This window comes from Microbacterium sp. GCM10027623, from assembly GCF_042666935.1.
Taxonomy (GTDB): Bacteria; Actinomycetota; Actinomycetes; order Actinomycetales; family Microbacteriaceae; genus Microbacterium.
Genome location: NZ_JBHTHE010000003.1, coordinates 166,015 through 192,064 on the forward strand (window position 1 = coordinate 166,015; position 26,050 = coordinate 192,064).

Annotated in this window: 25 protein-coding genes; 14 read left to right on the plus strand and 11 right to left on the minus strand. The window is 64.1% G+C overall.

Annotated features, from left to right (window positions below; translation table 11 throughout):
- Positions 1 to 90: 90 nt before the first annotated feature.
- Complete coding sequence (locus ACFQY2_RS13230) at positions 91 to 1,011, plus strand: helix-turn-helix domain-containing protein (protein WP_378746349.1); 921 nt, start codon at positions 91 to 93, stop codon at positions 1,009 to 1,011.
- A 76-nt stretch (positions 1,012 to 1,087) separates the two neighbouring features.
- Complete coding sequence (locus tag ACFQY2_RS13235) at positions 1,088 to 1,636, plus strand: Dps family protein (RefSeq protein ID WP_378746350.1); 549 nt, start codon at positions 1,088 to 1,090, stop codon at positions 1,634 to 1,636.
- 20 nt (positions 1,637 to 1,656) lie between these two features.
- Here the strand turns inward: ACFQY2_RS13235 and ACFQY2_RS13240 are convergent, their stop codons facing one another.
- From ACFQY2_RS13240 to ACFQY2_RS13265, 6 genes are all read right to left on the minus strand, one after another.
- Positions 1,657 to 2,976, minus strand: a complete 1,320-nt coding sequence (locus ACFQY2_RS13240; protein ID WP_378746351.1) for an extracellular solute-binding protein — start codon at positions 2,974 to 2,976, stop codon at positions 1,657 to 1,659.
- Positions 2,973 to 3,800: a carbohydrate ABC transporter permease gene (locus tag ACFQY2_RS13245; protein ID WP_378746352.1), complete on the minus strand. Its 828-nt coding sequence runs from the start codon at positions 3,798 to 3,800 to the stop codon at positions 2,973 to 2,975. Before ACFQY2_RS13245 ends, ACFQY2_RS13240 begins: the two co-directional genes overlap by 4 nt.
- On the minus strand, positions 3,797 to 4,684 hold the full coding sequence (locus ACFQY2_RS13250) for a carbohydrate ABC transporter permease (protein WP_378746353.1): 888 nt from the start codon (positions 4,682 to 4,684) through the stop codon (positions 3,797 to 3,799). The genes ACFQY2_RS13245 and ACFQY2_RS13250 overlap by 4 nt, the downstream gene beginning before the upstream one ends.
- A 7-nt stretch (positions 4,685 to 4,691) precedes the next feature.
- The gene (locus ACFQY2_RS13255) at positions 4,692 to 5,348 is read right to left on the minus strand and encodes a maleylpyruvate isomerase family mycothiol-dependent enzyme (protein WP_378746354.1); all 657 of its coding nucleotides are present in this window, start codon (positions 5,346 to 5,348) and stop codon (positions 4,692 to 4,694) included.
- Between the two features lie 134 nt (positions 5,349 to 5,482).
- Positions 5,483 to 6,307 carry a fumarylacetoacetate hydrolase family protein gene (locus ACFQY2_RS13260; RefSeq protein ID WP_378746355.1) on the minus strand — a complete coding sequence of 275 codons (825 nt, stop codon included), beginning with the start codon at positions 6,305 to 6,307 and terminating at the stop codon, positions 5,483 to 5,485.
- Positions 6,304 to 7,416 carry a cupin domain-containing protein gene (locus ACFQY2_RS13265; RefSeq protein WP_378746356.1) on the minus strand — a complete coding sequence of 371 codons (1,113 nt, stop codon included), beginning with the start codon at positions 7,414 to 7,416 and terminating at the stop codon, positions 6,304 to 6,306. Before ACFQY2_RS13265 ends, ACFQY2_RS13260 begins: the two co-directional genes overlap by 4 nt.
- 91 nt (positions 7,417 to 7,507) lie before the next feature.
- On the opposite strand from ACFQY2_RS13265, the gene ACFQY2_RS13270 reads away from it, so the two are divergent.
- The 4 genes from ACFQY2_RS13270 to ACFQY2_RS13285 all read left to right on the plus strand — a co-directional run bounded on the left by ACFQY2_RS13270 (position 7,508) and on the right by ACFQY2_RS13285 (position 11,206).
- Positions 7,508 to 8,305: an IclR family transcriptional regulator gene (locus ACFQY2_RS13270; protein WP_378746792.1), complete on the plus strand. Its 798-nt coding sequence runs from the start codon at positions 7,508 to 7,510 to the stop codon at positions 8,303 to 8,305.
- A gap of 148 nt (positions 8,306 to 8,453) precedes the next feature.
- The gene (locus ACFQY2_RS13275) at positions 8,454 to 9,878 is read left to right on the plus strand and encodes a M24 family metallopeptidase (protein ID WP_378746357.1); all 1,425 of its coding nucleotides are present in this window, start codon (positions 8,454 to 8,456) and stop codon (positions 9,876 to 9,878) included.
- Between the two features lie 29 nt (positions 9,879 to 9,907).
- Positions 9,908 to 10,699: an IclR family transcriptional regulator gene (locus ACFQY2_RS13280; RefSeq protein WP_378746359.1), complete on the plus strand. Its 792-nt coding sequence runs from the start codon at positions 9,908 to 9,910 to the stop codon at positions 10,697 to 10,699.
- A 60-nt stretch (positions 10,700 to 10,759) separates the two neighbouring features.
- On the plus strand, positions 10,760 to 11,206 hold the full coding sequence (locus tag ACFQY2_RS13285; RefSeq protein ID WP_378746360.1) for a nuclear transport factor 2 family protein: 447 nt from the start codon (positions 10,760 to 10,762) through the stop codon (positions 11,204 to 11,206).
- Positions 11,207 to 11,262: 56 nt separating this feature from the next.
- Here ACFQY2_RS13285 and ACFQY2_RS13290 read toward each other — a convergent pair whose 3' ends face one another.
- The gene (locus tag ACFQY2_RS13290; protein ID WP_378746361.1) at positions 11,263 to 11,733 is read right to left on the minus strand and encodes a YybH family protein; all 471 of its coding nucleotides are present in this window, start codon (positions 11,731 to 11,733) and stop codon (positions 11,263 to 11,265) included.
- A 70-nt stretch (positions 11,734 to 11,803) separates the two neighbouring features.
- On the minus strand, positions 11,804 to 12,739 hold the full coding sequence (locus tag ACFQY2_RS13295; protein ID WP_378746362.1) for a LysR family transcriptional regulator: 936 nt from the start codon (positions 12,737 to 12,739) through the stop codon (positions 11,804 to 11,806).
- A 232-nt stretch (positions 12,740 to 12,971) separates the two neighbouring features.
- On the opposite strand from ACFQY2_RS13295, the gene ACFQY2_RS13300 reads away from it, so the two are divergent.
- Both ACFQY2_RS13300 and ACFQY2_RS13305 read left to right on the plus strand, forming a co-directional pair.
- Positions 12,972 to 14,591, plus strand: a complete 1,620-nt coding sequence (locus ACFQY2_RS13300) for a long-chain fatty acid--CoA ligase (RefSeq protein WP_378746363.1) — start codon at positions 12,972 to 12,974, stop codon at positions 14,589 to 14,591.
- Positions 14,592 to 14,640: 49 nt separating this feature from the next.
- On the plus strand, positions 14,641 to 15,597 hold the full coding sequence (locus ACFQY2_RS13305) for an MBL fold metallo-hydrolase (RefSeq protein ID WP_378746364.1): 957 nt from the start codon (positions 14,641 to 14,643) through the stop codon (positions 15,595 to 15,597).
- A 206-nt stretch (positions 15,598 to 15,803) separates the two neighbouring features.
- Here the strand turns inward: ACFQY2_RS13305 and ACFQY2_RS13310 are convergent, their stop codons facing one another.
- Positions 15,804 to 16,127, minus strand: a complete 324-nt coding sequence (locus ACFQY2_RS13310; protein ID WP_378746365.1) for a VOC family protein — start codon at positions 16,125 to 16,127, stop codon at positions 15,804 to 15,806.
- A gap of 399 nt (positions 16,128 to 16,526) precedes the next feature.
- Positions 16,527 to 17,273 carry an SDR family NAD(P)-dependent oxidoreductase gene (locus ACFQY2_RS13315; protein WP_378746366.1) on the minus strand — a complete coding sequence of 249 codons (747 nt, stop codon included), beginning with the start codon at positions 17,271 to 17,273 and terminating at the stop codon, positions 16,527 to 16,529.
- 668 nt (positions 17,274 to 17,941) lie between these two features.
- On the opposite strand from ACFQY2_RS13315, the gene ACFQY2_RS13320 reads away from it, so the two are divergent.
- The 6 genes from ACFQY2_RS13320 to ACFQY2_RS13345 all read left to right on the plus strand — a co-directional run bounded on the left by ACFQY2_RS13320 (position 17,942) and on the right by ACFQY2_RS13345 (position 25,371).
- Positions 17,942 to 19,093: a sugar ABC transporter substrate-binding protein gene (locus ACFQY2_RS13320; RefSeq protein ID WP_378746367.1), complete on the plus strand. Its 1,152-nt coding sequence runs from the start codon at positions 17,942 to 17,944 to the stop codon at positions 19,091 to 19,093.
- Positions 19,090 to 20,154 carry an ABC transporter permease gene (locus ACFQY2_RS13325; RefSeq protein ID WP_378746369.1) on the plus strand — a complete coding sequence of 355 codons (1,065 nt, stop codon included), beginning with the start codon at positions 19,090 to 19,092 and terminating at the stop codon, positions 20,152 to 20,154. The genes ACFQY2_RS13320 and ACFQY2_RS13325 overlap by 4 nt, the downstream gene beginning before the upstream one ends.
- Positions 20,155 to 20,471: 317 nt before the next feature.
- Entirely contained in the window at positions 20,472 to 21,941 is a 1,470-nt protein-coding gene (locus tag ACFQY2_RS13330; RefSeq protein WP_378746370.1) for an aldehyde dehydrogenase family protein, read from the plus strand.
- Positions 21,942 to 21,993: 52 nt separating this feature from the next.
- Positions 21,994 to 22,989: an SDR family NAD(P)-dependent oxidoreductase gene (locus tag ACFQY2_RS13335; RefSeq protein ID WP_378746371.1), complete on the plus strand. Its 996-nt coding sequence runs from the start codon at positions 21,994 to 21,996 to the stop codon at positions 22,987 to 22,989.
- A 51-nt stretch (positions 22,990 to 23,040) separates the two neighbouring features.
- Positions 23,041 to 23,802, plus strand: coding sequence for an SDR family NAD(P)-dependent oxidoreductase (locus ACFQY2_RS13340; RefSeq protein WP_378746372.1), 762 nt, complete (start codon positions 23,041 to 23,043; stop codon positions 23,800 to 23,802).
- Positions 23,803 to 23,817: 15 nt separating this feature from the next.
- Complete coding sequence (locus ACFQY2_RS13345) at positions 23,818 to 25,371, plus strand: sugar ABC transporter ATP-binding protein (protein ID WP_378746373.1); 1,554 nt, start codon at positions 23,818 to 23,820, stop codon at positions 25,369 to 25,371.
- A gap of 138 nt (positions 25,372 to 25,509) precedes the next feature.
- On the opposite strand, the gene ACFQY2_RS13350 is transcribed toward ACFQY2_RS13345, so the two are convergent.
- Positions 25,510 to 25,983 carry a nuclear transport factor 2 family protein gene (locus tag ACFQY2_RS13350; protein WP_378746374.1) on the minus strand — a complete coding sequence of 158 codons (474 nt, stop codon included), beginning with the start codon at positions 25,981 to 25,983 and terminating at the stop codon, positions 25,510 to 25,512.
- Between the last annotated feature and the right edge of the window lie 67 nt (positions 25,984 to 26,050).

The following is a 26,050-nucleotide window of genomic DNA, read 5'->3' on the forward strand; positions in this document are numbered from 1 at the left end:
CGCACGCTCAGCGCGTGCCCACCCGACCGGTCGGCGCCAGCCGGAGATGTCAGGAGAAATAGACCGCGCGAACCGGAGGTTGGTATCGGCATGCGCACCTCCACACCCCACGGCGAGTTCCACCCGTACAGCGATCTGAGAGAACCCGCCCCGCCGAGGCCTCAGCGGATGCCGTATCTGGACCCGGATATCGCGCGGGAGCTGCGCAATCCCCTGGGTGCCTATCTGCAGGCGCGACGGGCACAGGTGCGACCGGAGCAGAAGGGGCTGCGGACGGCGGGCGTGCGACGCGTTCCCGGGCTGCGCCGCGAGGAGGTCGCTCTGCTCGCCGGCATCAGCGCCGACTACTACCTGCGTCTCGAGCGCGGTCGGGACCGCAATCCCTCCGCGCAGGTGCTCGACTCGATCGCCCGTGTGCTCGACCTCGACGAGGCGCACGTGGCGCACGTGCATGCGCTCGCCGCCGCTCACCCGCCCTCCCCGCATCGGGCCGAGGTGCTCGCGCCCGGCGCGGAGAGCCTGCTGCACGCGCTGTCGGTGCCGGCGTTCGTCGAGACGGTGCGGTTCGATGTGGTCTCCGCCAATGCGGCGGCACGTGCGGTCTCGCCACGGCTCACCGCGGGCCGCAACCGCCTGCGCGACCTCTTCCTGGACGAGGAAGAGCGAGCGCTGATCCCGGAGTGGCGACGAGCCACCGAATGCCTCGTCGGAAACCTTCGCCAGACGATGGGGGAGGACATCACGGACGCCGAGCTGATCAGGCTCGTCTCGGAGCTGTCGGCGGCGAGCCCCGGCTTCCGTGCAGCCTGGGCCCGCCACGACGTGCAGGGGCAGTACGGCGGCCCGATCACGTTGAACCACCCTCGCGTCGGAACCCTCACGCTGCATCGGGAACGGATGGCGATCGACGGGACGGACGGACTGCTCCTCGTCACATTGCACGCCGACACCGGCTCTCGCGATGCCGAGAAGCTCGCTTCTCTGACCGCGGAGAACATGTCAACCCCCTGAGGGTCCTGCCGAGAGCACCGGTAGCTTGACGGGCATGTTCGATCGCCGCCGCCGCGGCGAGGAGTGAGGAGAAAGCATGGCTGACACGAAGAAGAAGTCCGCGAGCAAGGGCACCGGGAGCAAGCCGGACGCCACGCCCACCCGTCGTCAGAACGCCGAGAAGGGATTCACCGCTTCGCCCGAGCTCACGGCCAACCTGCAGGCAGTGCTGGCCGACCTGATCGAGCTGTCGCTGCAGGGCAAGCAGGCGCACTGGAACGTCGTGGGCCGCAACTTCCGAGACATGCATCGCCAGCTGGACGAGATCATCGTCGCCGCACGCACGTTCAGCGACACCGTCGCCGAGCGGATGCGGGCGCTGCACGCGACCGCCGACGGCCGCAGCGGGACGGTCGCGCAGACCACATCGTTGCCGCCGTTTCCCGCCGGAGAGGTGTCGACCGAGGAGACCGTCGGGCTGATCACAGAGCGACTGGAGACCACGGTCGCCACCATGCGCGACGTGCACGACCAGGTCGACGAGGAGGACCCCACCTCCGCGGACGTCCTGCACGCGATCATCGAGAAGCTGGAGCAGTTCGCCTGGATGGTCAGTGCGGAGAACCGCACGCCCGCAGGGCGCTGACCGCCCTTCCGCATGCCCGGCTAGGGCTCGGTCGCCATCGCCTCATTGGCTGATCGTTGCGCGCGATGCACGTTGTCCTCCACGGCCTGCGCACCGAGGAACGCCTTATCCAGGAAGGGGCGCATCGCATCGGAGGCTGCCCCGTAATTCTGCCCCTGAGGTGGCTGGACCGATCCGTTCTCAAGCACGTCGAACAGTGGGGTGACATCTATACCTCTGCGCATCCAGACCTCTCGGTACTGCTCCTGCGCAGACAGGACGGCAGGCAGCGTCGAGCCCGACTCGCCGATTGCCTGGGTGCCCTCGGTGGAACCGAGCCAGTGCAACAGCGCGGCCTGGGCGTCCGGGTTCGAAGTCACCGATGATGCAGAGGCGACGATCCCGTTCGTCGGCGAGATACGACCCTCGGGTCCCGAGGGGATGGGTGCGATCGCCCAGGAGAAGTCAGCGAACTCCTCCACAGACGGCAGGCTGTACGCCCCGGTCTGGAAGAGCGCGAGTCTGCCCTTGAGGAACAGATCCTTCACTGCGTCAGAACCCGCAGGTGCAACGGTGTCAGCCGCAGGAGGAGCCACGGTCTCGTCGTTGATGAGACCGACAAGGTAGCCGATCGCCTCGACCCCCTTCGGTGACGCGAAGACGAACTCATCGCCGCGTTGCCAGGCACCGCCGTTGCTGCCCAGGAAGGGCAGGAGCATGGCGTTCAGATCGCTGGACGCGCCGTATCCGTAGTGAACGATTCGGGATTGTTCGAACTCCGGGTCACCGGGATGATCGCCGTCCGCGTCCTGTGTCAGGAGGCGCGCGGCAGTGCGAAGAGTGTCGTCGGGCGCCTTCGGATCCCAGGAGAGGTCCGAGACATCGTCCATGGAGAGCCCGGATGATCGGAGCAGATCCGTGTTCACGAGTACGCCGATACCGGGATCGGTCAGCTGTGGAACCCCCCACAGCTCGCCATCGAGGGTGAACTGGGAAACCACAGATGGCGCCCAATCCCGACTCTGGTCAGCGATCTGCGCGGGGGAGACAGCTGAGAGCGTTCCGGCGCGCGCGTACTCGGCGAGATTCGTCGCATTCGTCCAGAACACGTCGTCAATGGTGCCGGAGGCGATGTCCGTGCGCAGCTGCGACCAGTAGTCCTCCCACGGTATGACGACGATATCCACACGATGGCCGGTCTTCGCTTCGAAAGCGTCGAATGAAGTACGGTACGCTGCCGCGACGTTCGGGTCCCAGAGCCGGAAGCTCAATGTGGTGGACGACTCTGGAGGAGCGCACGCGACACAGCTGAGAGCGAGTGCCGCTGTCAGCACCGCAGTGATTGATGCGCGTCGTTTCATGGTGAATCTCCTTGTCTGGCCGGGGCCGGTTCTTGGACGATGAGTCTGCGAATCGCGAAGACCAGAGCGATCGTCGGCAGCAATGCGAGAACACTGGCGGCCATCACCACCGTCCAGCGATCGTCGTATTGCGTCCGAAGCGAGGCGATCGCGACCTGTACCTGCGGCAGCTGCACCCCCGCGATCATGCGCGGCCACAGGTACGAGTTCCATGTGGTGGTGGTGATGACGACCACGAGTGTGACGAGCGCGGGGCGGCACACAGGCAGCACTACGGACATCAAGATTCTTCTGTGCGAGGCGCCGTCGATCGCGGCGGCTTCGAAGAGCTCACGGGGGATCGACTCGAACGACTGCCGCAGCAGGAAGAGTGCATATGGTGAGGCCAAGGCTGTGGGAAGGATGAGGGCCACGAACGAGCCGGATAGCCCTGCACGGGCGAACGCGAGGTACAGAGGCACGACGAGCACGGTTGGCGGGATCAACCACACCCCGATGCACGCCATGAAGACGAGATTGCGGCCGCGGAACTGCAATCTCGTGAAGGCATACGCTGCGCAGACCGAGCTCGTCATCTGAATCACGCAGGTGACGACCGCGACGAGGGTGGTGCTGAGGGCGGGCACGATGACCACGGCTGGGTCGGCAAGCACCGTCAGGAAATTCTCCAGCGAGAATGGCGACGGCCAGCTGACGCCCTTTCGTGCGAACTGGGTCGGGCTGGTGAAAGCGGGCAGCAGAGTCACGACGAAAGGCGCTGCGGAAACCAGGATGGCCATCGTGAGAATGGTCACAGTGGCTGTTCGGCGGGCGGGCGTGATCATGATGACCGCCGACACAGCACCAGGAGTACAGCGCCGATCAGTACCAGTTCGATCACGAGAGCGAACAGCGACATGACTGCTGCCGCGCCGAAATCGAAGGCCTCCCATGCCGTGGACACGATCCGCATGCCGACGGTCTCTGTCGCGCCGAGCGGTCCGCCCGCTGTCAAGGGAATCACGACGTCGTACAGGCCGAAGGTGCTGACGATCCCGGTGAGGACGAGAAAGACGGTCATCGCCCGAACGCTGGGCAGGCTGACGTGGATCAGCGTCCGCAATTCTCCGCAGCCATCCAACGCGGCGGCGTCCTTGAGTTCTTGCGGTACGTCGGCGAAGCTGATCGCATAGATCAGCGCGGCGAATCCGGCGCTCTGCCAGATCACGACAGCCATGACGACGAGCAGCGCAGGCAGCGGGGAGTCGAGCCAGTCGAGGCGGGCTCCTGAGATGCGACTGAGCGCGCCGTCGGCGGGGGCGAAGATCCATCGCATCATCACCCCGGCCGTCAGCGGCGCGCTCATCCAGGGGAGAAGCAGAGCGGCGCGCGTGACCCCGCCTCCTCCTGTGGTCGCCTTCGTCGATAAGGCGTAGCCGACGATGATGCCGATCACGATCTCCATCGGCACCGTCAAGGCTGTGAGCGCGGCAGTCACACCCACCGCATGCCACCAACGTTCGTCCGTCGCGACGCGGACCACGTTGGAGAAGCCGATCCATTCGGCGGTGCCGACGAGGGACCAGCGCGTTCCCGACAGCCAGACGAGCATGAGCAGGGGAACCAGCGTGAACGCGATCAGGCCGAGTAGGCTCGGCGCGAGCCAGGGGAGCGCGCGCACCCACGACGACGGCGCAGCCGGGCGGCGTCGCGCTGGTCCGGCCACCATCCAGGACTCAGAACCAGCGTGGAATGTCCGGGAGGTCATCGCCATCAACTCGTCTGAGCCCGTGTGCTCGACCGCGCGCAAGCCAGCGGGCAATGTCGACGGCTCGCCCTTCAACCACAGGACCACCGGTGCCGATTCGCCGCTCGCCCCATTCGGCAGGCCGGTCCGATGCTCGAAGCAGCAGGGAGAGGCGCTCGTCCCGGCGGTTCCAGACTCGCAAGACGTCATCGATGATGCCGTCGATCATCTCCGGCGGGAAATCTGCGAACGAACCTCTGGTTCCCAGGTCCACCGCGTGAACCCAGACCTCCTTCGCTCGCATCCAGGTGGTCTCACGAGCCGGGACAGTTCGCCCCTGCGCGGTGACGACAGAGGCGTCCCATTGCGAATCCTCCAGATCCCGCCATTCGACATTCAGATGAATCGCGGAGTGCTCGAACAGATGACGGAGGGCTTGTGGAGGCAACGAGGCTCCCGAGACGATCTCATCCCATCTCTGAGAGTCCGAGTCGTACATCGGAGTCTTCGTCCCTGTGCGGGCCCACTGTGTCAAGCGCGCGAGGCCACGCGCGTTGTACCCGACGTGCGCGATGAGCATCCGGCGCGACCACCCGGTCAGCAGGGATGGTGCATCGAGGTCGTCATCGCCGAGTTCCTGCAGCACTCTGGCGAAGTACGCGGTCCCACGACGGGCGAGGAGCAGCTCGGCGTGCGGGGCGTTGGCGGCGTCGTATCTCGCCCCGTCGCCCTGACGGGCTCGAAGCGTCTCCGCTTCCGCGCTCAGCCGCCTCACCTCAGTCATGACGCTTCCTCGACCACCTTGTTGCGCAACGTGCCGATGCCGTCGATCGTGATGCTCACGATGTCGCCGTGCGCGAGATATTCGCGCGGGGTGCGGGCGTGGCCGACGCCACCGGGAGTACCCGTGACGATCACGTCGCCAGGGCGGAGTGTCGTGATCGTGGAGATGTACTGGACGAGAGCGCCGGGCGAATGCACGAGGTCGTGAATGTCTCCCCGTTGCTTCTCGACGTCGTTCACATGGGTCGTCAAGTAGGCCTCGTCAGGGATCTCGTCCGGAGTCGCCATGACCGGGCCGAGGGGAAGCGAGGCGTCCCATGCCTTCCCCTGCAGCCATTCCCTCGTACGGAACTGCCAGTCGCGGAAGGATACGTCGTTGGCGATCGTGTAGCCGGCGATTGCGGCACCAGCAGTCTGCGCGTCGGCGCGACGCACGGTCGAGCCGATGATCACTCCGAGTTCGCCCTCCCAGTCGGCGGCGTCGCTCTCGGGCGGCAGGGGTATCGGATCGTCGGCTGCCAAGAGCGAATCGGCGAACTTCGCGAATAAGACCGGATGCTCCGGCAGGTCCCGCTTCATCTCGAGGATGTGCGCTCGGTAGTTCAACCCGACGCAAACGATCTTGCTCGGGCGCGTCACGACCGGTGCGAATCGGATCTCCGAGAGCTCCACGGCAGGTCCTTTTGCAGAGGCTGCGCTCGCCAGCCCACCGCGAGCAAGGAGCTCACCGACATCACCGTACTCCTCGAGCAGGATCGCCTGTGCGCCGTCGATGCGTGCGGCGACAGTGCCGGCGTTGAGGTAGACCGTCGCGAGCCTCATGCCACACGCTCGCTCTGCTGCGTCCGTGCCAGGCCCAGACGCTCGAAGATCGGCGCGTCGCTGAACAGGAACAGATCAAGCTGCGTCTCTGCGTGAACGGCGAGCTCGCACCAACTCGGGACGACGAAGATGTCGCCGTGCTCGATACGGTGGGCAACCCCGTTCAGAAGCACTGTGCCGGATCCTTCGAATACCTGGTACACGCTCGATCCGACCGCTCGTTGAGGGGCGGTGTCTGATCCTGCACGGAGCCGGTGGAACTCGGCGCGGATCGTCGGCATGATGTCGCCGCCGTTCGTCGGATTGACGAACCTCACCGCTGCGTGGCCGGGCTCCACGGTGGCCGGCGTGCCTTCGTCCTCCAAGAGAAGCTGCTCGGCGAGTGCCTTATCCGTGTGCTCCCAGCGATACGCGCTGATCGGGCTTGAGACGGTGGACCGCAGACCGGTCAGCGGACGAAGGCCAGGATGGCTCCACAACCGCTCGCCGCGCGAATAGTTCGGTGTCGCGTAGTCGGTTACCCGATCGGCTCCGAATTCGAAGAATCCGGTGTCCATCTGCTGCGCGAACGGGATGTCGAGTCCGTCGATCCAGGTCATCGACTGATCGGTCTCGTTGTGGTGGCCGTGAAAATGCCATCCAGGAGTGAGCAGGAGATCGCCGCGGCTCATCCGGACGGGGTCCCCGTTGACGACAGTCCAGACTCCTTGGCCGGAAGTGACGAACCGGAACGCATTCTGAGAGTGTCGATGCTCCGGCGCGGTCTCTCGAGGTCCGAGCTGCTGGATCGCGGCCCAGAGAGTCGGCGTGATGTATGGCCTGCCCGACAATCCCGGGTTGGCCAGTCCGATCGCCCGGCGCTCACCACCCCGTCCAACCGGCACGAGCTCTCCTGCGCGCTCTGCCAGTTCGCGCAGCTGGGCCCACTTCCAGAGCCAGGGCAGTGCCTGCGGAGACGGTGCCAGCGGCATGAGATCGCCCAGCTGGGTCCAGAGCGGGATGAGGTGATGCTGCTCGAGATCACGGTAGAAATCGTGAAGCTCCGGAGCGTCCTCAGGACGCATGACATTCACGACGTCGGCATGGCCGAGCGCCTTCGAATCTGTCATTCCTGATCCTTCCTCGATTGGACGGGTGAGATGTCTCGTAAGCTAGGCCAGACTTCCCAAGAGCGGAACACTTGGTTAGATTTATTGCGTGATGCGCAAGAACGGAGTTCCCCCTGCCGCGGATGGCGGGCCGCGATCTGGGCGGGTGGCCGCGGTTTCGCACGCGATGCAGCTGCTCGAGTTGCTGGTGAGGGGCGGTGAGCTCAGCGTCTCCCGGGCGGCTGAGCACCTCGGTGTTGCACCGTCGACGGCCTCTCGCCTGCTGGCGACGATGCGGGACCACGGGTTCGTGGAGCGAACCGCCGGTCGCCGGTACCGCCTCGGTCAGGTATTCGCCCGCGCACCCGTCGATCCCGCGACGCAGCTGGCGGCCCAGCTCGGCCCGACCCTGCGCGAGCTGTTCGAGACGGTGGACGAGACGGTCCATCTGATGACCCTCGTCGGCGGCGACATCGTCTTCATCGACGGTATCGAGAGCAATCAGGAACTGCGGGTCGGCTTGAGGATCGGCGCCCGGATGCCGGCGTACTGCAACTCCGGAGGCAAGGCGATTCTTGCGGAGCTCGGGCCGTCGATCCTCGGCAATGTCTATCCTCATGGGCTTCCGAGCTGGCCCACGCAGCGTCTGCGCACGTTCGAGGAGCTCGAGCGTGAACTCGCGGAGGTGCGCGCAGTCGGAGTCGCATACAACCGGGGAGAGAGCGAAGCCGGTGTGCGTGCGCTGGGGATCGCGCTGACGGGGAGCGGAGGATACCCGGCTGCAGCTCTCGCCGTCTCGGTTCCGATGGATCGGTTCGTGGCCCCGGATGCGGGGCGATTCGTCCGTGCTCTCCATGACGCGCGGGCTCGAGGTGAGCGGGTCCTGGCAGGAGAAGCTCCCACGTCATGACCCGGGCTGGCCTGCGGGTCGAGACACATCCGGCCTGTGGTCACCATCACATACAGATAACTGTATGTGCTTATTGCTGAACTGGACTTTGATCTTATGCGGCCTGCTGTCGGAGACTGACGGCAAGCGATAGAAGACGAGGGAGTCCATGTCAGCGTTCAGTACGGCTACGGCATTCGAAGAGGTAATTGCAGAGAGCCCGGAAGAGGCCCAGATGCGCACGGGCCTCTCTTCCAGGCTCGGACCTGCGGCATCGCAGATCGCGATGCGCCCCTATCCGGAACACGAGCTCCCCGCCGGAGCCCACCCCAATGTCGTGGCTCCAGAGCACTTCCCTCGGCTCTCGCTGACTGAACGAGACCGTCGCTGGGACGGATTGCGCAAGCGGATGCTGTTCGCCGGCCTCGACTGCCTGATCCTGCTCGGCACGGACATGTACTGGGACATGGGGTTGGCGAACCTTCGCTATGTCACAGGAGTCGGCGCGAAGATGGGGACGAAGGCACTGTTCTTCCTGGACGCGGATCCAGTTGTGTACAACGCGGTGCCCCACATGAGCCGCCCTTTCCATGCGCAACAGACGGTGCAGGACTGGGTCAGCGACATCCGCATCCTTCGCGGAGCCGGCGAGATCGCGGCCGAGCTTCGCGATCGTGGCCTGCACAGATCCCGCATCGGCATCATCGGCTTCAGCTCGACCATTCTGCCCTCCAGCGTGTTCGTCGACGCTGAATTGCAGGGGCTGCGCGCTGCGCTCCCAGACGCACGACTCGTCGACTTCGGGTATGCGCTGGAAGAGATGCGCATGGTCAAGAGCGAGGAGGAGATCTCCTTCATGCGCAAGGGGGGAAAGATCGCCCGCAAGGTCATCGACGTGATGGTCGATCGAGCTCGTCCGGGCGTCCGTGAGGCAGAGCTCTATGCCGACATGGTGCGCACACAGATCGCTGAGGGCGCTGAACCCAACATCTTCAACCTGATGACATCCGGCCCCGTGGAGCACCCGCCCACGGAGATCTGGCATCTCCTTCACGGCAATGACCAGCCCGCTTCGCCGACGATGCGCCCTCTGGAGGAGGGGGACAACGTCATCTCGGAGTTCCACACCAAGTACGGCGGGTACCTCGTGCATGCGGAGTACACCGTGCACGTCGGCAAGCGTGTTCCGCCGCAGCTGCAGCGGATCTGGGACGTCGCCATCGAGTGCCTCGACATCAGTCAGGAGATGATGCGTCCAGGGGTGACAGTGGGAGAGGTGCTGCAGGCACTGCGCAAACCCGTCGCCGAAGCCGGCTTGGGATGGGTCGAACTGGGATTTCATGCGATGGGTCTGGCGTCGCCGGAGTTCCCCACTGTGGTGTACCAGCCGGGGTTCGGGCTCGACACGGCGAACGGCAGCAGGATCGAGGGTCTCGAGCTGGAGGAAGGCATGACCTTCGGAAACAACATCGACCTGTTCGACCCCTCGTGGAAGCCCGATGTGGGCTGCGTGCTCTCCGATTTCATGGTGGTTCGCGAAGGCGGAGCAGAGCTGCTTGTCGGAACCCCCCGCACCATAGGACTCGGTGGCTGAGCCACCCTGGATTCGATTGGAACGATGCTGTGAATCACTCGACTGCTTTGAAGACACCGCCGTCCTACGCGATAGCCAGTGTCGACCACGCGTTGAGACTCGCCCTCGTACTCCAGGTAGAGGGGTCTCTCACCGTGGCCGCCGCAGCCGAGCGACTCGGGGTCGCGAGGTCGACAGCCCATCGCCTGCTCCAGATGCTCGTTTACCGGGACTATGCCAGGCAGGACGAGGCGCGGGCGTACCGGCCAGGACCCGTCCTGGAGCTGACCTCCCATTCGCCGTCTCGTGCCGCCGAGCTCAGGAAAGCATCGCTGCCCTATCTTCGACGATTGAGCGCGATTTTCGGCGAGTCGATCAATGTGTCGATCCGCACCGGGGACACCGCGCGTTTCATCGCCAGTGTGGAGAGTGAACGAGCGGTTCGGGTGACATCCCGTGAGGGGATGGTCTTCCCGCTGCATCGGACGACCACTGGAATGCTGTACCTGGGGTCGAGACCCGACCTTGATGTGAAGCGGTATCTCGACCGGAACTCCACAAAGGGGCAGGACCTCTGGCGTCGGTTGCGCCCGGACATCGACCGAGTGCGGCGATGTGGCTACGCGCTGAATCATCATCGTTCGGAGCACGGCCTCGTCGCGATCGGCGTGTCCATTCTGCGGCCCGGCGACGAACTGTTCGCCGGACTCTCGGTGTCGCTGCCGACAATTCGCTTCGACGAGACGCAGATCGATCGGTATGTGTCCGTGCTGCACTCGACGAGCATTCAACTCGCCGATGCGCTGCGCACCGTCGAGGGGAGCGTTGCGCTCGCTGGATAGGGCGTTCGCGGACCGGACCGATCGACGCCTGCCGCGCCACCCAGAAGAAAGGGATGAAGAATGATGGAAGTCGACTCGCTGAAGAGTCTCCAGCGCTTTTACGACGCGGAGAACGAGTACGTTCAGGCGGACGCTGCTGACCGGGATATCGCGGTGATGCTCAAGGAGCTGCATCCCGATGTCGTGGTGCACGTGCCAGATTCTCTGCCGCATGGCGGAACGTGGCGCGGTCACGATGGCTTCGCGCGACTCTTCGATGCTGTGACGGAGCATTGGGCGGTGTTCGAAGTCGTGTATGACGACGCGAAATGGCATCCGCTGGACGATCAGCGAGTGCTGACGGAGGGGCGCCTGAGGGCGGTGCTGCGCAAGAGCGGGCTTCAGGTGAACATGCCGGTCGTCTCGCTGTTCACCTTCACTCCTCAGGGCATGTCGCACCTGGACCACTTCTACAAGGACACCGCTGCGCTTGTCAGCGCCGGTACTCGGCGAGGAATCCCAGCATGAGTTTCGGGGCCTGTTCACCATCCACAAAGTGGCGGACAGGCCCCGACTCGTCTGCTTCAGGCCTGCGCCTGCATTGCGGGAAACAGGATGGTGGCCACCCATCCCTCCGGGTGGTACCCCTCGACGACTGGTTGCTTGCTGACCAGGACCCAGCGGCCATCGGGCTCGCGCCGCAGTGTATCGAGCCAGCGGCCCCAGTGGTCGGGCTGAGCGAGATCCGTGAACGCGATGTAGTAGCTGTCGGCGTTCGCCGTGGTTTCGCTGGTGAATTCAATGTGGATCGTTGTCAGGTGGTGCCGAATGAATGTTGATTCATTGCCGGCGACGATCTGTTCGATCTCCGTCACGGGTACTGCGGTTCCGTCGAGCAGAATGAACGACCCGTCTTCCGAGAACAGACGTGACATGCCGGCGAAATCGGCGTTCTCCACGGCCATGTTCGCGTAGCGCTGCAGGAGCGCGGTGATTTCGGATCGCGCGATCGTGCGCGCGGCCGGGTCAGCGATGACGGAATCCTGAATGCTCATGCCGCCAGTCTCGAGGAGCGCTCACCGAACGACAAGTACATTCTGGCCAGGAGAATCACCGGTGTTCCGTTTACCAGTAGGTGGCTGGGCGAGTGTCCTCGACCGTGCCCAGCTCGTGACGGGTCGCAGACATCAGCCGCTCATGGAGCTTGGAGAAGATCTTCTCCGGATGCCATACCAGCGCGAGGCGCTCTCGCACATCGAACCCCGGAATATTGACGATCGCAAGGTCAGCAGCCGCCACCTCCTGCTCCACTGCGTATCTCGGGAGGATCGCTGCCCATCCGTGCTCGATGACGGCGCGGGTCGTCGACAGCGCGTGGCCGAGACTGATCACATACTCGGGTTCGACATCGCTGATTCTGCGCAGCTGTGCCGTCAGGCTGCGCTGGGCGGCGACGGCTCGGGGCGCCCCCACGAGCGGCAACCGCAAGGCGTCGTCCAGGTGCAGCGTCCCGCCGGGAGGGCGCTTGTCGTAACGGACCACGAGTACCAGCGGTTCGTCCCGCAACACCTCTGAGCGGACGTCAGGGAGAATCTCATCCGAATCCCACGATGTGACCGCGAAATCGGCCTCCCCCGTTTCGATCTGTCGCAGCGTCTCTTGAGGCGGGACGATGTTGAGGGTGATGTCTGCTCCTGGGTTGCGCTCACGGAACCGGGTGAGAACCCGGGGGAGCAGGTAGCTGCCGACGCCCATGCTTGCAGCCACCACCACGCTGCCGGACTGTCCGGACTCGGTGCCCTCGACGTCGCGCCGCACCTCCGTGGCGCTGGCAAGAACACGTTTCGCCCACGCATCGACGCGTCGACCTGCTTCTGTGAGGAACAACTGGTTGCCTCGACGGACGAACAGCTTGGCGCCGGCCCATTCCTCGAGGGAGCGCAACTGACTGGACACAGCGGGCTGCGCGATCATGAGCTGCGCTGCGGCGCGGGTCACGCTGCGCTTGTCGACGATGAGGCGGAAGATCTCCAGCCGCCGCAGAGTCAATTGGGGTTCCATGACACCTCATAACGGTTCTTCAATGAACCTATCGCTGAACCTGTTCTTGAACTTATATCACGCTCGTGTCGAGAATGGAACAGGCGCTCTCGGGGACGGGAGCAACCGACACATCGTTCGGCAACGAGGCTGAGATCGGATAACGCGCCCGGGCAGGTCTTAGGTGGCGCGGTCGACCGTGGAGCAGCGCTCGGCCGGACCCGGAAGCACTGGAGGACCCATGCAGGGCCTAATGCAGGAATTCCCGTTGACAGTGGGATCCATCTGGGAACGAGGGATCTCCCACTATCCCCAGAGTCGCGTGGTGACCAGGACCGCGACCGGTATCGTACGGACGGACTATCGTGACCTGGGGGCGGAAGCTCGTCGGCTCGCTGGTGCGCTGGATCGACTCGGCTTGTCTGCGGACGCGCGGGTGGGCTCATTCGCGTGGAACACGGCGCGACATCTCGCGCTGTACTTCGCCGTGCCCGGAACAGGCCGGGTCCTGCACACCATCAACATCAGGTACTTCGCCGAGCAGATCCGGTACTCGATCGACCACGCAGAAGACGAGGCCATCTTCGTGGACTCCTCCCTGCTGAACCGTCTGCTGCCGCATCTTCCCCATCTCCGCAGTGTTCGTCACGTCATCGTCATGGACGATGCCGGGGGAGACGCGGAGCTTCCCGATGACCCCAGAATCATCCGCTGGGAGCAACTGCTCGCGGGCTCTCACGAAGCGGGCTTCAACGATCGTGTGCGCGATGAGCACCGCGCGGCGGCACTCTGCTACACATCCGGGACTACGGGAAATCCGAAGGGAGTCCTATACTCACACCGCTCAATCTGGTTGCACTCGAACGCGGGTGTGTCCGCGGCCGTGTCTGCCGTGACCGACAGAGATGTCGTCATGCCTGTCGTGCCGATGTTCCACGCCATGGCGTGGGGGTTGCCGTACACCGCCGTCCAGGCGGGCGCGGACATTGTGATGCCCGGCCCGGACCTCTCGCCGCCGGCGATCCTGCAGCTGATGAGCCAGGAGCGGGTCACATACACCGCCGGCGTGCCGAGCATCTGGATGGGCGCTCTTCCTTTGCTCGACGACTACGATCTCTCCTCACTGAACCGAATTCTCGGCGGTGGCTCGGCCGTTCCCGTCGCGCTCTCAGAGGGCTATCACCAGGCGCTGGGCTTCCCCATAACCCAGGCTTGGGGCATGACCGAGGTCTCGCCGCTGGGCTCGATCGCACGTCTGCGCCCAGAGATGGATGGGATGGATGACGAGGAGAAGGCGCACTGGCGCAGCACTGCCGGTATGACATTGCACGGCGTGCAGGCGCGCATTGTCGACCCCGACAGCAGGCAGGTTCTCCCCTGGGACGACACTCATCAGGGTGAGCTGGAGGTGCGCGGGCCGTGGATCGCCCGACAGTACTATCGCCTGGAAGATGAGCAGGAGCAGTTCTCGCCCGATGGCTGGCTGCGCACCGGGGATGTGGCATGCATCTCGCCGTTGGGGTTCATCCGGCTCGTCGATCGCACCAAGGATCTGGTCAAATCAGGTGGGGAGTGGATCAGCTCGGTCGATCTGGAGAACTCGATCATGGGTCATCCCTCGGTAGCTGAGGCGGCCGTCGTGGCCGTGGCGCATCCGCGTTGGATGGAACGACCCCTCGCATGCGTGGTCCTCAAAGACGGGCACGATCTGAGCAAGGAGGATCTGCTGACCTTCCTGCGGGCCCGGTTGGACCGCTGGCAGCTGCCGGACGACGTGATCTTCATGGCGGAGATCCCCAAGACGAGCGTTGGCAAATTCAGCAAGAAGACATTGCGCGATCAGTTCGCTGACCATGTCTTGCCGACAACCTGACGCGCCCCGGAACCGGGAGCATGGACAACAGAGAACAGAGAGGTTCGAAATGAACACGTGGCAAGTAGGCGACTTCAAGATCACCAAGGTCCTCGAATTTCCCATCGAGGTCGGAATGATGGACGGACTCATTCCGGAGCTGACGCCGGAGGCGGTGACGGAGATCGACTGGCTGTACCCCGCCTACATCGACGAGAAGGCGCGGATCCGCGCTGAGGTGCATTCGTTCGTCATCGACACAGGTGAGCACGTGATTCTCGCCGATACGGGATGCGGTAACGGCAAGAACTATCCCATGCAGCCTGCGTGGAGCAACTTGGAGACGTCTTTTCTGGACAGGCTCAGCGAGGCGGGCTACGCCCGCGAGGACATCGACATCGTACTCTGCACCCACGCACACCTGGATCACGTGGGATGGTGCAGCATGCGCAATGAGGCGGGCGCATGGGTTCCGACCTTCCCGAACGCCCGCCTCGTCATGGTGCGCGATGAATACGAGCGTCACCTGAGCCAGATCATCGTGGCAGGTGCCGCAACGGATGACTCGTCCGACGACGAGGCCAGTTCGCTCGACCGGGCATTCCTACCGGATAGCCACGCGCTGTCCGAACAGACCCGGCTCATCCAGGAGGAATCGTTCCAGCCGATTGTCGACGCAGGCCGACTGGACCTGGTGCCGATCAACGGTCAGGTGATCCCAGGTGTGCGCTACGAGCTGACGCCGGGCCATACCGCTGCACACCACAGCATCCGGGTGGAGTCCGCTGGGTCATCTGCATTGGTGACCGGCGACGCCTTCCACCACCCGGTACAGATCGCCCGCCCCGAATGGAGCTCTCAGGGTGACTGGGACGGCGAAGTCTCAGCCCGCACCCGGCGCAAGCTGCTGGAGGAATTCGCCGGCACCGACACTCTGCTGCTGGGCACGCACTTCGCGGACGACGTCGCCGGATATATCGTCTCGGACGGCGACGGCTTCCGACTGGTCGCGACACTCGCTGAATAGTCTCCAACGCAGTCAGCCTGTGACCCTTCGGGAGAGCTCTCTGCTTCTCACGCGTACGAAGTCAAGATGGTGACCCCTCGTCACATTGTCGACCCTGCCGGCGTGCTCGGCCGTGTTGCTGAATCGGGGACGGAGTTTCGGGCCGACCCCGCCCCGGGTCAGCGTCAGGGTACGCGGACCGGATGTCCCGTCTCGCCCGCCGCGGGTCAGAGGTACGGCTGGGTGATCAGCTCGAGATAGTGCCCTGAGGGATCGAGGAGATAGACGCCTCGGCCGCCGTGTTCGTGGTTGATCTCTCCGGGCTTGGATCGCTGAGGGTCTGCCCAATGATCCAAGCCGTGATCGGTGATCTTGGCGTAAGCGCGGTCGAAGTGGGCATCATCGAGCAGATACGCATAGTGCTGCGGCGGGAACTCCATCGGCGGGGCCGCGAACTGCAGCAAGACGCCGCCGCCGATCTGTACGTTGACGTACGGGCCCCACGCGGGCGCGTCGTCGGCTTCGAGCAGGTCACGATAGAACTCCGCCATTTTCGGCAGCGTCGATCGAGGCGATGATTGTGTGGTTGAAGTGTGCTGTCATGGTTCTCCTTGTGCTGTCTGGGTGAGTTCGGGTCACCCACGCAAGGAGGAGCGCGGATCAGCGCACGACCAGATCGCCGTTCCGGGAGCGGCCAACATGGGCCTGGCTGGTCATCATCCTCACCAGGATACCGTGACCGCGAGCTGCTCGGCCTTACTGAACCCGAGGATCGGCATGCTGCCGAGACACTGCGTGAGGTTGCTGGAACACCGCTCGGGGATCGTCGCGGCGATCCCGCGTGCACGCGGCCAGGTCCGGTTCGACTTCGCAGGGTAGCCGTTGTCCGGCGAGCAGTCCGCGCAGGCAGTTCTTCCAGGCAGGCTACTCATACCCGGGCAATTTCCGGGTCAGGCGTTCGAGCCGCCGTCGACAGTCAGCGCCGTGCCCGTGATGTTCGTCGCGCGCGCGCTTGCCAAGAATGTCACCGCGTCTGCGATCTCTCGGGTGGAGGCGTGACGGCCGAGGGCGCTCATCGAGCGTGCCAGTTCGCCGGTGGGGCCGTCCTCGGGATTCATGTCAGTATTGGTCGGCCCTGGCTGGATCAGATTGACCGTGATGCCTCGATCACCGACCTCGCGCGCCAGGGCCTTGGTCAAGCCGAGAAGCGCAGCCTTGCTCATGGTGTACAGGGTCAGCCCGGAGAACGGCACCCGATCGGCGAGATTGCTTCCGATGGAGATGATTCGCCCGCCCTCGGGCATGTGCCGCAGCGCCGCTTGCGCGGCCAGGTACACGCCTCGGGTATTCGTCGCCAAGGTGCGATCGACTTCCTCGAGTGGCACCACTTCGATTGGCGCGCGGCGATTGATGCCTGCGCAGTTCACGAGAATGTCCAGTCCACCAAGCTGATCGAACGTCTGGTCGACGGCGCCGATCACCTCGGTCGCGTCAGCACTGTCAGCTCTGATCGCCAGAGCACGCCGGCCACCAGATCCGATCGTCGCGGCGACGTGATCGGCGGAATCCTTCGAGCGTGAGTAGGTGAACGCCACATCGGCACCCAAGTCGGCGAGGCTCACAGCGATGGCCGCGCCTATCCCTCGACTGCCACCTGTGACCAGTGCCACTTTTCCCGATAGTTCTTTTTCACGCATTTGCGTTCAACCTCCCAATAGACAGGCGAGCGATCCCGAACCCGTTCGTCGTGGCACGCGGCATTCACCGTCGTCCTGTTGCTCGACGGGCGGGTCTGCGCGCGTTTACGGGACAGGGGGGCGCGGCGTGACCGTCAGCCTAGAACGGCCGGAGAGAGGCCAGGGTGCAATTCTGTCACCAAGAATCCTGTAGCGGGGAGCGCAATGCGGCGCCTGCAGCTGGGTCCGGTTCGGAGACCCGTCATCGCCTGGACCAAGAACTATCAACCATGTCCCACGCCTTGCTTGAGCACAAGGCGGTTCTGCTTGAAGGAATCGTGTGGACACGAGGCGCTCATCCCAACCACACTTGCGATGAGCCTCGTTGAATTCTTGACACGCGATGGGCGGGGCCATGGGGTACGTCGAAATGCGGCGCCGATGATGGTTGGCCAAAGGAGGTCAAGACATGGGCGACATTACTGGTGATTCGTCGCAGGAGCCGGCAGCTCGCAAATTCTCTGGGCTGACCGAGCGATTCAGCGGAGCGAAATTCTGCACGCCGATGAGTTTGGACGCACCTCCGGGCAGCACCACACAAAATCGGCCGGCTCGTCGCCATAGGTGAGTATCGGACTTTCAACAAGAACAATGACGTTTTTCAACGTATGAACATGGAGGACACTGCAATGAATATCACCATCACCAGCGGGGGCAGCAGGCGCCGGCCCCGCGCACTTCTCTTGACAGCGGTCGCAGTGGCCTCGGCACTGACACTGGCGGCGTGCTCCGGCGGGTCGAGTGACAGCAGTAGCACCAGTGAAGGTCCCGGCGAAGCATCTGCGGTGGTGACGGACGCCATGGGGCCGGTCACCGAGATCGATGCTCCCGCCGACTCGTTCACCCCACCGACCGGCAAACACATCCTGATCATGCCGTGCAGCAGTGCCGGCCAAGGCTGCGTCGACGAGGCGGAGGAGGAGAAGAGGGTGGCCGAGTCGCTCGGCTGGACTGTGGACGTCGTCGACGGCAAGTTCGATCCCACCGTCTACAACCAGACAATCAAGAACGCAGTCGCTTCCGGCGTCGACGGCATCATTGCCATCTCCGCAGACCCGAATCTCTATGGTGATGCCATGACATCGGTGGTAGCCAAGCGCGTTCCGTTCGTGCTCACCCAGCAGACTCCCGGCGCCAACGATGTCGAAGGAATCGATACCTACATCGCGCCGGATCCTCTGGTCGGTGGCGAGGATGTCGCCGAATGGCTCATGGCTGATTCCGCCGGCAAGGCGCACGTTCTCCTACTCGACGTCCCGGGCGTACCGAACGTCCAGCAGCGAACGGCTGCGATCGCCGCAAAACTCAAGAGCGACTGCGCGGATTGCGTCGTCTACTCGTCAGACATCACTACTGCGACTCTGGGAACGAGTCTTGCACCACTCGTGACAACACAGCTTCAACAGCATCCCGACATTGACTATGTCTGGGGTTCGGACGACGCCACTGCGAGCTTTATCCAGCAGGGTATTCAGTTGGCCGGCAAGAGTGGCAGTGTCAAATTGTTGTCGATGACCGGTCTGCCGCAGCAGATGTCCCAGATCAAGACAGGTCAGGTCGCATTGGAGTTGGCCTCGCCTACCCCATACTCTGCCTGGGCAGCCGTCGACAGTCTCGCTCGCCTGATGGCGGACCAGTCTGTGAGCAAGTTCCAGGTTGTACCCCAGCGCATTTGGACCGAGGCGAACATCGACGACGCACCCGAAGAGATCTTCACGCGCGGTTGGGACATCGAGTTCGACTACCGGGACGCCTACCACACACTTTGGGGGACCAAATGACTGGTAAAGACACGGTAGTGAGAGCGCGGACGCGGATCGTCGGCACCGCCGACCCGACGTTCGCGCCCCCCTCCGGGACTCAAGGTGCGCGAAGGGAGGCGTCCAGAGGCAGCGGGCTGCTTTCGTACGTCGTGTCCAAGTTCGCTCTCGTCGGCGTCTTGGCGCTTCTCTGGGTGGTTTTCAGCATCAACAACCCTCAGGTCTTCGCCACGGTATCGAATCTCCAGACGATTCTGTCGGTGCAGGCGACGACGGGACTGCTGGCGCTCGCGGTAGTGGTTCCGCTCGTCGCCGGGCACTTCGACCTCTCCACCGGCTTTCAACTCGGTCTCGCACAGAGCCTCTGCGCGGTGCTGGTGATTCGGAACCAGTGGCCGCCGATGCTGGCGCTGGCCGCGGTGATCGTGGTGGGAATCGCTATCGGGATAATCAACGGCCAGTTGGTCACGCGGCTCGGTCTACCGTCGTTCACCACGACGCTCGGAACGGGAATGCTGATCCTTGGCCTCACCGAGTGGTTGACGCAGAACCACGTGATCACAGGCCCCGCCCCTGCCTGGTTCCTAGATCTGGGCCGACAGCGAATCGCGGGCATCCCGCTGCCGTTCCTCTACCTCGCCTTGGCAGCCGTGTTGTTGTTCGTACTCCTCGAACTGACGGTATGGGGGCGCCGATCCTACGCGGTCGGTGCGAACCCCACCGCGGCGAGACTGTCGGGCATCAACGCTGACCGTCAAGTACGTCAGAGCTTCATCATCGGCGGATTCCTGTGCTCAGTGGCGGGGACCGTTTCAATGATGAGCCTGGGAGGATCGTCGCCGGTCATCGGTCTGGGCTCGCTGCTGCCTGCATTCGCCGCAGCGTTCCTCGGAGCCACGTGTTTCAGACCGGGACGCTACAACGTCGCCGGGACAGTGATAGCCGTCTATGTGATAGGCGTCGGCATCACCGGGCTCAACCAGTTGGGTGCTGCGGTCTATATCCAGGACGTGTTCAACGGTGCGGCGTTGTTGATAGCGGTGATCATCTCCACGATCACCCGCCGCCGAAGAACCGCATGATTCGGACCGGGCTCCTTCTGCCGCGTGCTCTTGGGGGCGCGGCAGAAGGAGCGCGCCCGCTGGGGTGAGGTCGCTGCCTCTCGCCCCCAGAACGGCGATATCGACCGCATGCAGCAGACTGCCGTACGATCCGGCGACGCGTCGGGCAATGCTTCGGTTCTGAGCGCGGCCGTCCGTGATTCCGCTAGCTAGAACTTGTCTCTGGTCGCTCCTGCTTCGTGATTGATTCGTATTTCACACGATGCTCCGATGCGAGAAACTCCCGCTTCCATCCCCGGATCGAGGATGAGCCTGAACCCTGTGTGAAAGGGAAGACGATGAATGCAGTGCACGACGAGTTGATGCTGATCGATGGAGATCTTGTCGGATCATCTTCTGGAGCGAGGTTCGATGATCTCAACCCCGCCACAGAAGAGGTGATCGGGCAGGTCGCCGACGGCACACTCGACGACGTCGACCGCGCGATCTCGGCTGCACGCACCGCGTTCGATACGACGGACTGGTCGACGAACCGGGAGCTGCGCGAGCGTTCTCTCTTGCAACTGCAGGCTGCGCTGGAAGGGGAGCGGGAACTCTTCCGCCAGGAGATCATCGACGAGACCGGTATGCCGCGATCGCTCGTCCAGCTCGCGCACCTGGATCCGACGCTCGATGACGCGTTGACCTATCCTGCTCGCCTCGTCCGGGAGTTCCCCTGGGAACGCGACCTGGGCGACGTGCAGAAGTTCGGTCAGACTGTGCGCAGGGTCGTGCAGAAGGAGGCAGTCGGCGTCGTCGGGGCGATTGTCCCGTGGAATGTTCCGGTCGAGATCACGCTGCACAAGCTGGGCCAAGCGCTGGCGACAGGCAACACCGTGGTGCTCAAGCCAGCGCCGGACACGCCGTTCAACGCGACCCGGTTGGCGCGGCTGGTCGCTCAGCACACCGACATCCCCCGGGGCGTGCTCAACATCGTCACATCATCCGATCACCGGGCGGGAGAGAGACTCGTCACCGATCCCCGGGTAGACATGATCTCGTTCACCGGATCGACAGCCACCGGTCGAAGGATCGCCGCGCAGGCGGCTCCGACTCTGAAACGCCTCTTCTTGGAACTGGGCGGCAAGTCGGCCAACATCCTTCTGGACGACGCCGATCTGGATGTGCACCTTCCGATGGCGGCATTCTTCGTCACCGCCCACGCCGGACAGGGCTGCCATCTTCCGACGAGGCTGCTGGCTCCGCGGTCGTCGTATGAGGAGATCGTCGAGCGCACTGCCGCAGAGATGGCCAAGATTCCCTACGGCGATCCGAATGACCCCGACGTGCACATGGGACCCGTGATCAGCGCACGACAGCGCGAGCGCGTGCTGGGATATCTGGCTCTCGGAACGGCAGAAGGCGCGAGGATCGTCACCGGTGGTGGCCGCCCGGAGCACCTGGAGAAGGGGTACTTCATCCAACCGACGCTCTTCGCCGATGTCGACAACCGGATGAGAATCGCGCAGGAGGAGATCTTCGGGCCCGTGCTGACCGTGATCCCTTACGACGATGAAGAGGACGCGGTGCGCATCGCGAATGACTCTCCGTACGGACTCGGCGCGAACGTCACCTCAGAAGACCCCCTGCGCGCACGAGCTGTCGCCGATCGGCTGCGCGCCGGAGTCGTGCGCATCAACAGCAGCGATCCGTATGCCGCCGATGCGCCCTTCGGCGGGTACAAGCAGAGCGGTCTGGGCCGGCAGAACGGCCTCGAGGGCTTTGAGCAGTATCTGCAGACCAAGACCATCGGGCTCCCCGCCGCATAGCGACGCGGACGGACTCCATCCACCCCACGTCAAGGAAGACAGAGGTATCGACATGACGATCTCACAAGAGCCGATCGGCTCGCCCTTCGGCCCGGCATCGACGAGCAGTGAAGTCATCGCGGGGATCGACCTGACCGGACGGAACGCGCTGGTCACGGGCGGGAACTCCGGCCTCGGCCTGGAGACGGCGCGAACGCTGGCGGGCGCCGGTGCGCACGTCATCATCGCGGACCGCGAACTCGATGCCGCCCGAGCCGAGCTCGGCCCGTCTGATGCTGAGTTCGTGCGGGTGGACCTGACCGATCCGAAGACGATCGATGATCTCTGCGCATCAGTGACGGGGCGCGAGCTTCCGTTGCACATCCTGATCAATGCAGCGGGCATCATGGCGCCGCCGCTCTCGCGTGATTCTCGGGGGAACGAGCGACAGCTCTCCACCAACCATCTGGGGCACTTCCAGCTGACTGCGGGCCTGTGGCCTGCACTCAGCCGTGCCGGTGGCGCCCGGGTCGTGCTCTACTCGTCGCTGGCCCATCAGTACGCTCCCGTTGATTTCGATGATCCCAACTACGATCGGCGTGAATACGACCCGTTGCAGGCTTACGGCCAATCGAAGACCGCCGTTGCGCTCTTCGCGGTGGAATTGGATCAACGGGCCGCGGCGCACGGTGTTCGCGCATTCGCCGTGCATCCCGGCAACATCGCCTCGACGGGGCTGGGAACCTATCTGAAGAGAGAGGACATGATCGCGGCCGGGCTGCTGGATGCCGACGGCAATCCAGTAGTGGACCCCGAACGGCGCTTGAAGACGCCCAGCCAGGGTGCGGCCACCGGAGTCTGGTGCGCGACGAGCATCCAACTGGCAGACCGCGGGGGCGTCTACTGCGAGGACTGCGACATCGCGACTCTGGTGAGTTCAGACGCACCACTGGACTTCTTCGAGTCCGGCGCCGGTCGCGGTGTCATGCGATACGCCGTGGACACGGTGAATGCCGCGCGGAACTGGGCCCTCAGCGAAGAGCTGACGGGAGTCCGGTTCCTGTCGTAGCCCCGACGCTTCACGGCGCGACCGACCACTCACGTTCGAAGGAGAACGCACATGCCCCAACCTCTTGCCGGCAAGACCGCACTCATCACCGGTGGATCGCGAGGACTCGGTGCGACACTTGCCGTCGCACTCGCACAGATGGGCGCCGATGTCGCCATCAGCTATGCGAGCTCTGCTGACAAGGCTGCGGCCGTCGTCCGGCGCGTGGAGCGGCTCGGCCGCCGCGCGGTCGCGATTCAAAGCGACCAGGCAGACACCTCCGCAGCGAGCCGGCTGATTTCGCAGGTGATCTCCGAACTCGGAGCCCTGGACATCCTCATCAACAACGCCGCGGTTGTCGCGAAGGGCCAGCGGGTCGACGACCCCGCTCTTGACGTCGACGCTCTCGATCATCAATGGCAGGTGAATGTGGCGGGCGTGGTCGCCACGACGCGAGCGGCAGCCAGAGTCTTGTCGGACGAAGGTCGCATCGTCTTCATCGGGTCGAGGAACGGCACCCTGGCTCTGACCCCCGGCGTCGCCGACTACGCCGGGGGCAAAGCGGCGCTGATCGGGTACGCGCGCGGGGTCGCCCGTGATCTCGGGTACCGCGGCATCACCGCCAATATCGTTCAACCCGGCGCGATGCCGACGGACATGATGGTCGAAGCACTGGGCAGTACAGTCGCTCCAGACGAGTATCTCGACATGGTTCCTATCCGTCGGATCGCAACCCTAGAGGAAGTCGCCGCCGTCGTCGGCTTCCTCGCCGGCCCCCACGGCGGATACATCACCGGCGCTGTCATCGACATCGCCGGTGGCATAGGCATCTGAGCAAGGAGCAGCGTCATGGAGAATTCACACACTGGGCTCGTGCAGGGAGCAGCACCTGCGCTGCGTTTTTCACGGGTCGTCAAGACGTTCGGTCAGAGCACGGTTCTGGATGATGTGTCCTTCGATGTCGAGCCGGGCGAGATACACGCGCTTCTCGGCGCCAACGGGGCAGGCAAGTCCACGATCATCAAGATCCTCGCCGGTGTGCATCGAATGGATTCCGGGGTCATCGAGGTCAATGGGACAGCACTGCCGCCGAATCACAGCCCCCACGACACAAGGGATGCCGGCGTCGCGTTCGTCCATCAGGATCTCGGTCTCGTCGACGACCTGAGCGTCTCCGACAACATCGCACTTCAGCTGGGATTCGACAAACGGTTCGGTCTCGTTGACGACAGGGCGACATCGATCCGAGCCGTCGAAGCCTTGGCCTCTGTCGGGGCGGACTTCGCCCCGGACCGTCTGGTCAGCTCGCTCTCCCGTGACGAGCAGGTGCTGTGCGCACTGGCGCGCGCGCTGGCGCAGCATCCGCGCATCGTCGTACTCGATGAGGTGAGCGCCAGCCTGCCGAAGCCTGAGGTCGAGCGCCTCACGAATGCGCTCAAGGGCATGAGACGCGGCGGCGCAGCGTTCATCTATGTGACCCACCGGCTGGATGAGCTCGACGGCCTCGTCGACAAGGTGACGGTTCTGCGTAACGGCAAGAACGTCTGCACGACTCCTATGTCGGGCATCGCACACGATGAACTCGTACGACACATCGTCGGCGCCGAGGCCGCAGGCTCGCAGCCCCGTGGTCGCTCGCGCAGCACGGCAGGCGGCGACGGTGCACCTCACCTCATCGTCAGAGACCTGACGACCGAGAGAGTCATGGAACCGATTTCCTTCGAGGTGCAGGCCGGGGAGGTGCTCGGTGTCTGCGGGCTGGTGGGAAGCGGAACGCGCGAACTCGCTCAGGCACTGGCTGGTGCGACGAAGCCTACTGGTGGCTCGGTACATCTCAAGGGCGAACCCCTTCCACTCGGCCGGCCCGATGCGATGACGAGAAGCGGATGCGCGGTGGTGCCCGGAGACCGACAGCGTGAAGGAGTGGTCACCGGACTGGCGATCCGCGAGAACATGCTGCCCAGTCGGCGTCGGTTCGGCGGGTGGACACGTGCCGGGTTCAGAAATCCGTGGCGTGAGACGCGGGAGGTGCTCTCAACCGCGGACACGTTCGACGTGATGCCGCGAGGCAGTGCCGACCGCGATATGTCGGAGCTGAGCGGTGGGAACCAGCAGAAGGTCATCTTCGCACGCGCGCTCGCGGATCGACCTGCCGTGGTGGTTCTGGAAGACCCCACAGCCGGTGTGGACATCGGCTCTCGAGCAATTCTCTACGACCTGCTGCATGAGGCCGCAGAGTCCGGCACGGCTATCGTCCTGATCAGTACGGACTTCGAGGAGGTCGCCGCGCAATCGCATCGCGTCCTCGTCCTCTCGCACGGGAGGATCGTGGCCGAGTTCACGCAGACGAGTGCTCTGAGTGCGGATGTACTCGCCGAGGCGAGTTACGCAGTCGCACCATAGGCCGCAGGGCAGGACGATCTCTGACCTGCCTCAGATGCTGCCCAGCGACGTTGGTTGATTGCGCGACTCGCTGGAGTCGTCGGGGGTGTGAAGAGGCAATACTCCTAGATCTCGCGCCACGGGATCTACGAGTATCGCCTAAGCGAGTGTGCGGTCGAAGATCTCCTGGTTGCCGCGCTGCCAATGCACGAACTGCTCGACCTTCGTGATCTGCCAGCCCATCTTCGGCTCGCGCACCAGGTGGTACTCGTAGTACCCCACCTGTTGGTGGAAGTCGCCGCCGGGCGCTCCGACGAGGTGGTGCGTGGCGTTGAGGGTGGACAGGGCCACTGCCTCGTCTCCAGTGATCGTGATCTGATGGTTCGCACTGATGTGCTGCGTCGCCGTGTACATCTCGAATGCGCGTTGAAGAGTGTCGATGAGCTCGGCGCGCCCGGATCGAACCCAACGCCCAGACCTGATCGTATTGAACTCGATCTCGTCCGCGAAGCAGCTTGCAAGATCGTCCCAGCGGCGCCGGTCGATGCTGACCGCGAACTTGCCCACGATGTCGATGATGCGCGCACGATCCTCCAACCCGCGGATCCGCTTCAGAACAGACTCATCAGACATCTCAATCTCCTTCGATTCCCACTGACGACGTGCTCCAGGCCACCGTCCGGTCTCTGAGGACATGCTA

What these genes read in the sequence shown, in the direction of transcription:
- ACFQY2_RS13230 (WP_378746349.1), top strand. Translation starts at nt 91, where the DNA reads ATGCGCACCTCCACACCCCACGGCGAGTTCCACCCGTACAGCGATCTG.
- ACFQY2_RS13235 (WP_378746350.1), top strand. Translation starts at nt 1,088, where the DNA reads ATGGCTGACACGAAGAAGAAGTCCGCGAGCAAGGGCACCGGGAGCAAG.
- ACFQY2_RS13240 (WP_378746351.1), bottom strand. Translation starts at nt 2,976, where the DNA reads ATGAAACGACGCGCATCAATCACTGCGGTGCTGACAGCGGCACTCGCT.
- ACFQY2_RS13245 (WP_378746352.1), bottom strand. Translation starts at nt 3,800, where the DNA reads ATGATCACGCCCGCCCGCCGAACAGCCACTGTGACCATTCTCACGATG.
- ACFQY2_RS13250 (WP_378746353.1), bottom strand. Translation starts at nt 4,684, where the DNA reads ATGGTGGCCGGACCAGCGCGACGCCGCCCGGCTGCGCCGTCGTCGTGG.
- ACFQY2_RS13260 (WP_378746355.1), bottom strand. Translation starts at nt 6,307, where the DNA reads ATGAGGCTCGCGACGGTCTACCTCAACGCCGGCACTGTCGCCGCACGC.
- ACFQY2_RS13265 (WP_378746356.1), bottom strand. Translation starts at nt 7,416, where the DNA reads ATGACAGATTCGAAGGCGCTCGGCCATGCCGACGTCGTGAATGTCATG.
- ACFQY2_RS13270 (WP_378746792.1), top strand. Translation starts at nt 7,508, where the DNA reads ATGCGCAAGAACGGAGTTCCCCCTGCCGCGGATGGCGGGCCGCGATCT.
- ACFQY2_RS13275 (WP_378746357.1), top strand. Translation starts at nt 8,454, where the DNA reads ATGTCAGCGTTCAGTACGGCTACGGCATTCGAAGAGGTAATTGCAGAG.
- ACFQY2_RS13285 (WP_378746360.1), top strand. Translation starts at nt 10,760, where the DNA reads ATGATGGAAGTCGACTCGCTGAAGAGTCTCCAGCGCTTTTACGACGCG.
- ACFQY2_RS13290 (WP_378746361.1), bottom strand. Translation starts at nt 11,733, where the DNA reads ATGAGCATTCAGGATTCCGTCATCGCTGACCCGGCCGCGCGCACGATC.
- ACFQY2_RS13295 (WP_378746362.1), bottom strand. Translation starts at nt 12,739, where the DNA reads ATGGAACCCCAATTGACTCTGCGGCGGCTGGAGATCTTCCGCCTCATC.
- ACFQY2_RS13300 (WP_378746363.1), top strand. Translation starts at nt 12,972, where the DNA reads ATGCAGGAATTCCCGTTGACAGTGGGATCCATCTGGGAACGAGGGATC.
- ACFQY2_RS13305 (WP_378746364.1), top strand. Translation starts at nt 14,641, where the DNA reads ATGAACACGTGGCAAGTAGGCGACTTCAAGATCACCAAGGTCCTCGAA.
- ACFQY2_RS13310 (WP_378746365.1), bottom strand. Translation starts at nt 16,127, where the DNA reads ATGGCGGAGTTCTATCGTGACCTGCTCGAAGCCGACGACGCGCCCGCG.
- ACFQY2_RS13315 (WP_378746366.1), bottom strand. Translation starts at nt 17,273, where the DNA reads ATGCGTGAAAAAGAACTATCGGGAAAAGTGGCACTGGTCACAGGTGGC.
- ACFQY2_RS13320 (WP_378746367.1), top strand. Translation starts at nt 17,942, where the DNA reads ATGAATATCACCATCACCAGCGGGGGCAGCAGGCGCCGGCCCCGCGCA.
- ACFQY2_RS13325 (WP_378746369.1), top strand. Translation starts at nt 19,090, where the DNA reads ATGACTGGTAAAGACACGGTAGTGAGAGCGCGGACGCGGATCGTCGGC.
- ACFQY2_RS13330 (WP_378746370.1), top strand. Translation starts at nt 20,472, where the DNA reads ATGAATGCAGTGCACGACGAGTTGATGCTGATCGATGGAGATCTTGTC.
- ACFQY2_RS13335 (WP_378746371.1), top strand. Translation starts at nt 21,994, where the DNA reads ATGACGATCTCACAAGAGCCGATCGGCTCGCCCTTCGGCCCGGCATCG.
- ACFQY2_RS13340 (WP_378746372.1), top strand. Translation starts at nt 23,041, where the DNA reads ATGCCCCAACCTCTTGCCGGCAAGACCGCACTCATCACCGGTGGATCG.
- ACFQY2_RS13345 (WP_378746373.1), top strand. Translation starts at nt 23,818, where the DNA reads ATGGAGAATTCACACACTGGGCTCGTGCAGGGAGCAGCACCTGCGCTG.
- ACFQY2_RS13350 (WP_378746374.1), bottom strand. Translation starts at nt 25,983, where the DNA reads ATGTCTGATGAGTCTGTTCTGAAGCGGATCCGCGGGTTGGAGGATCGT.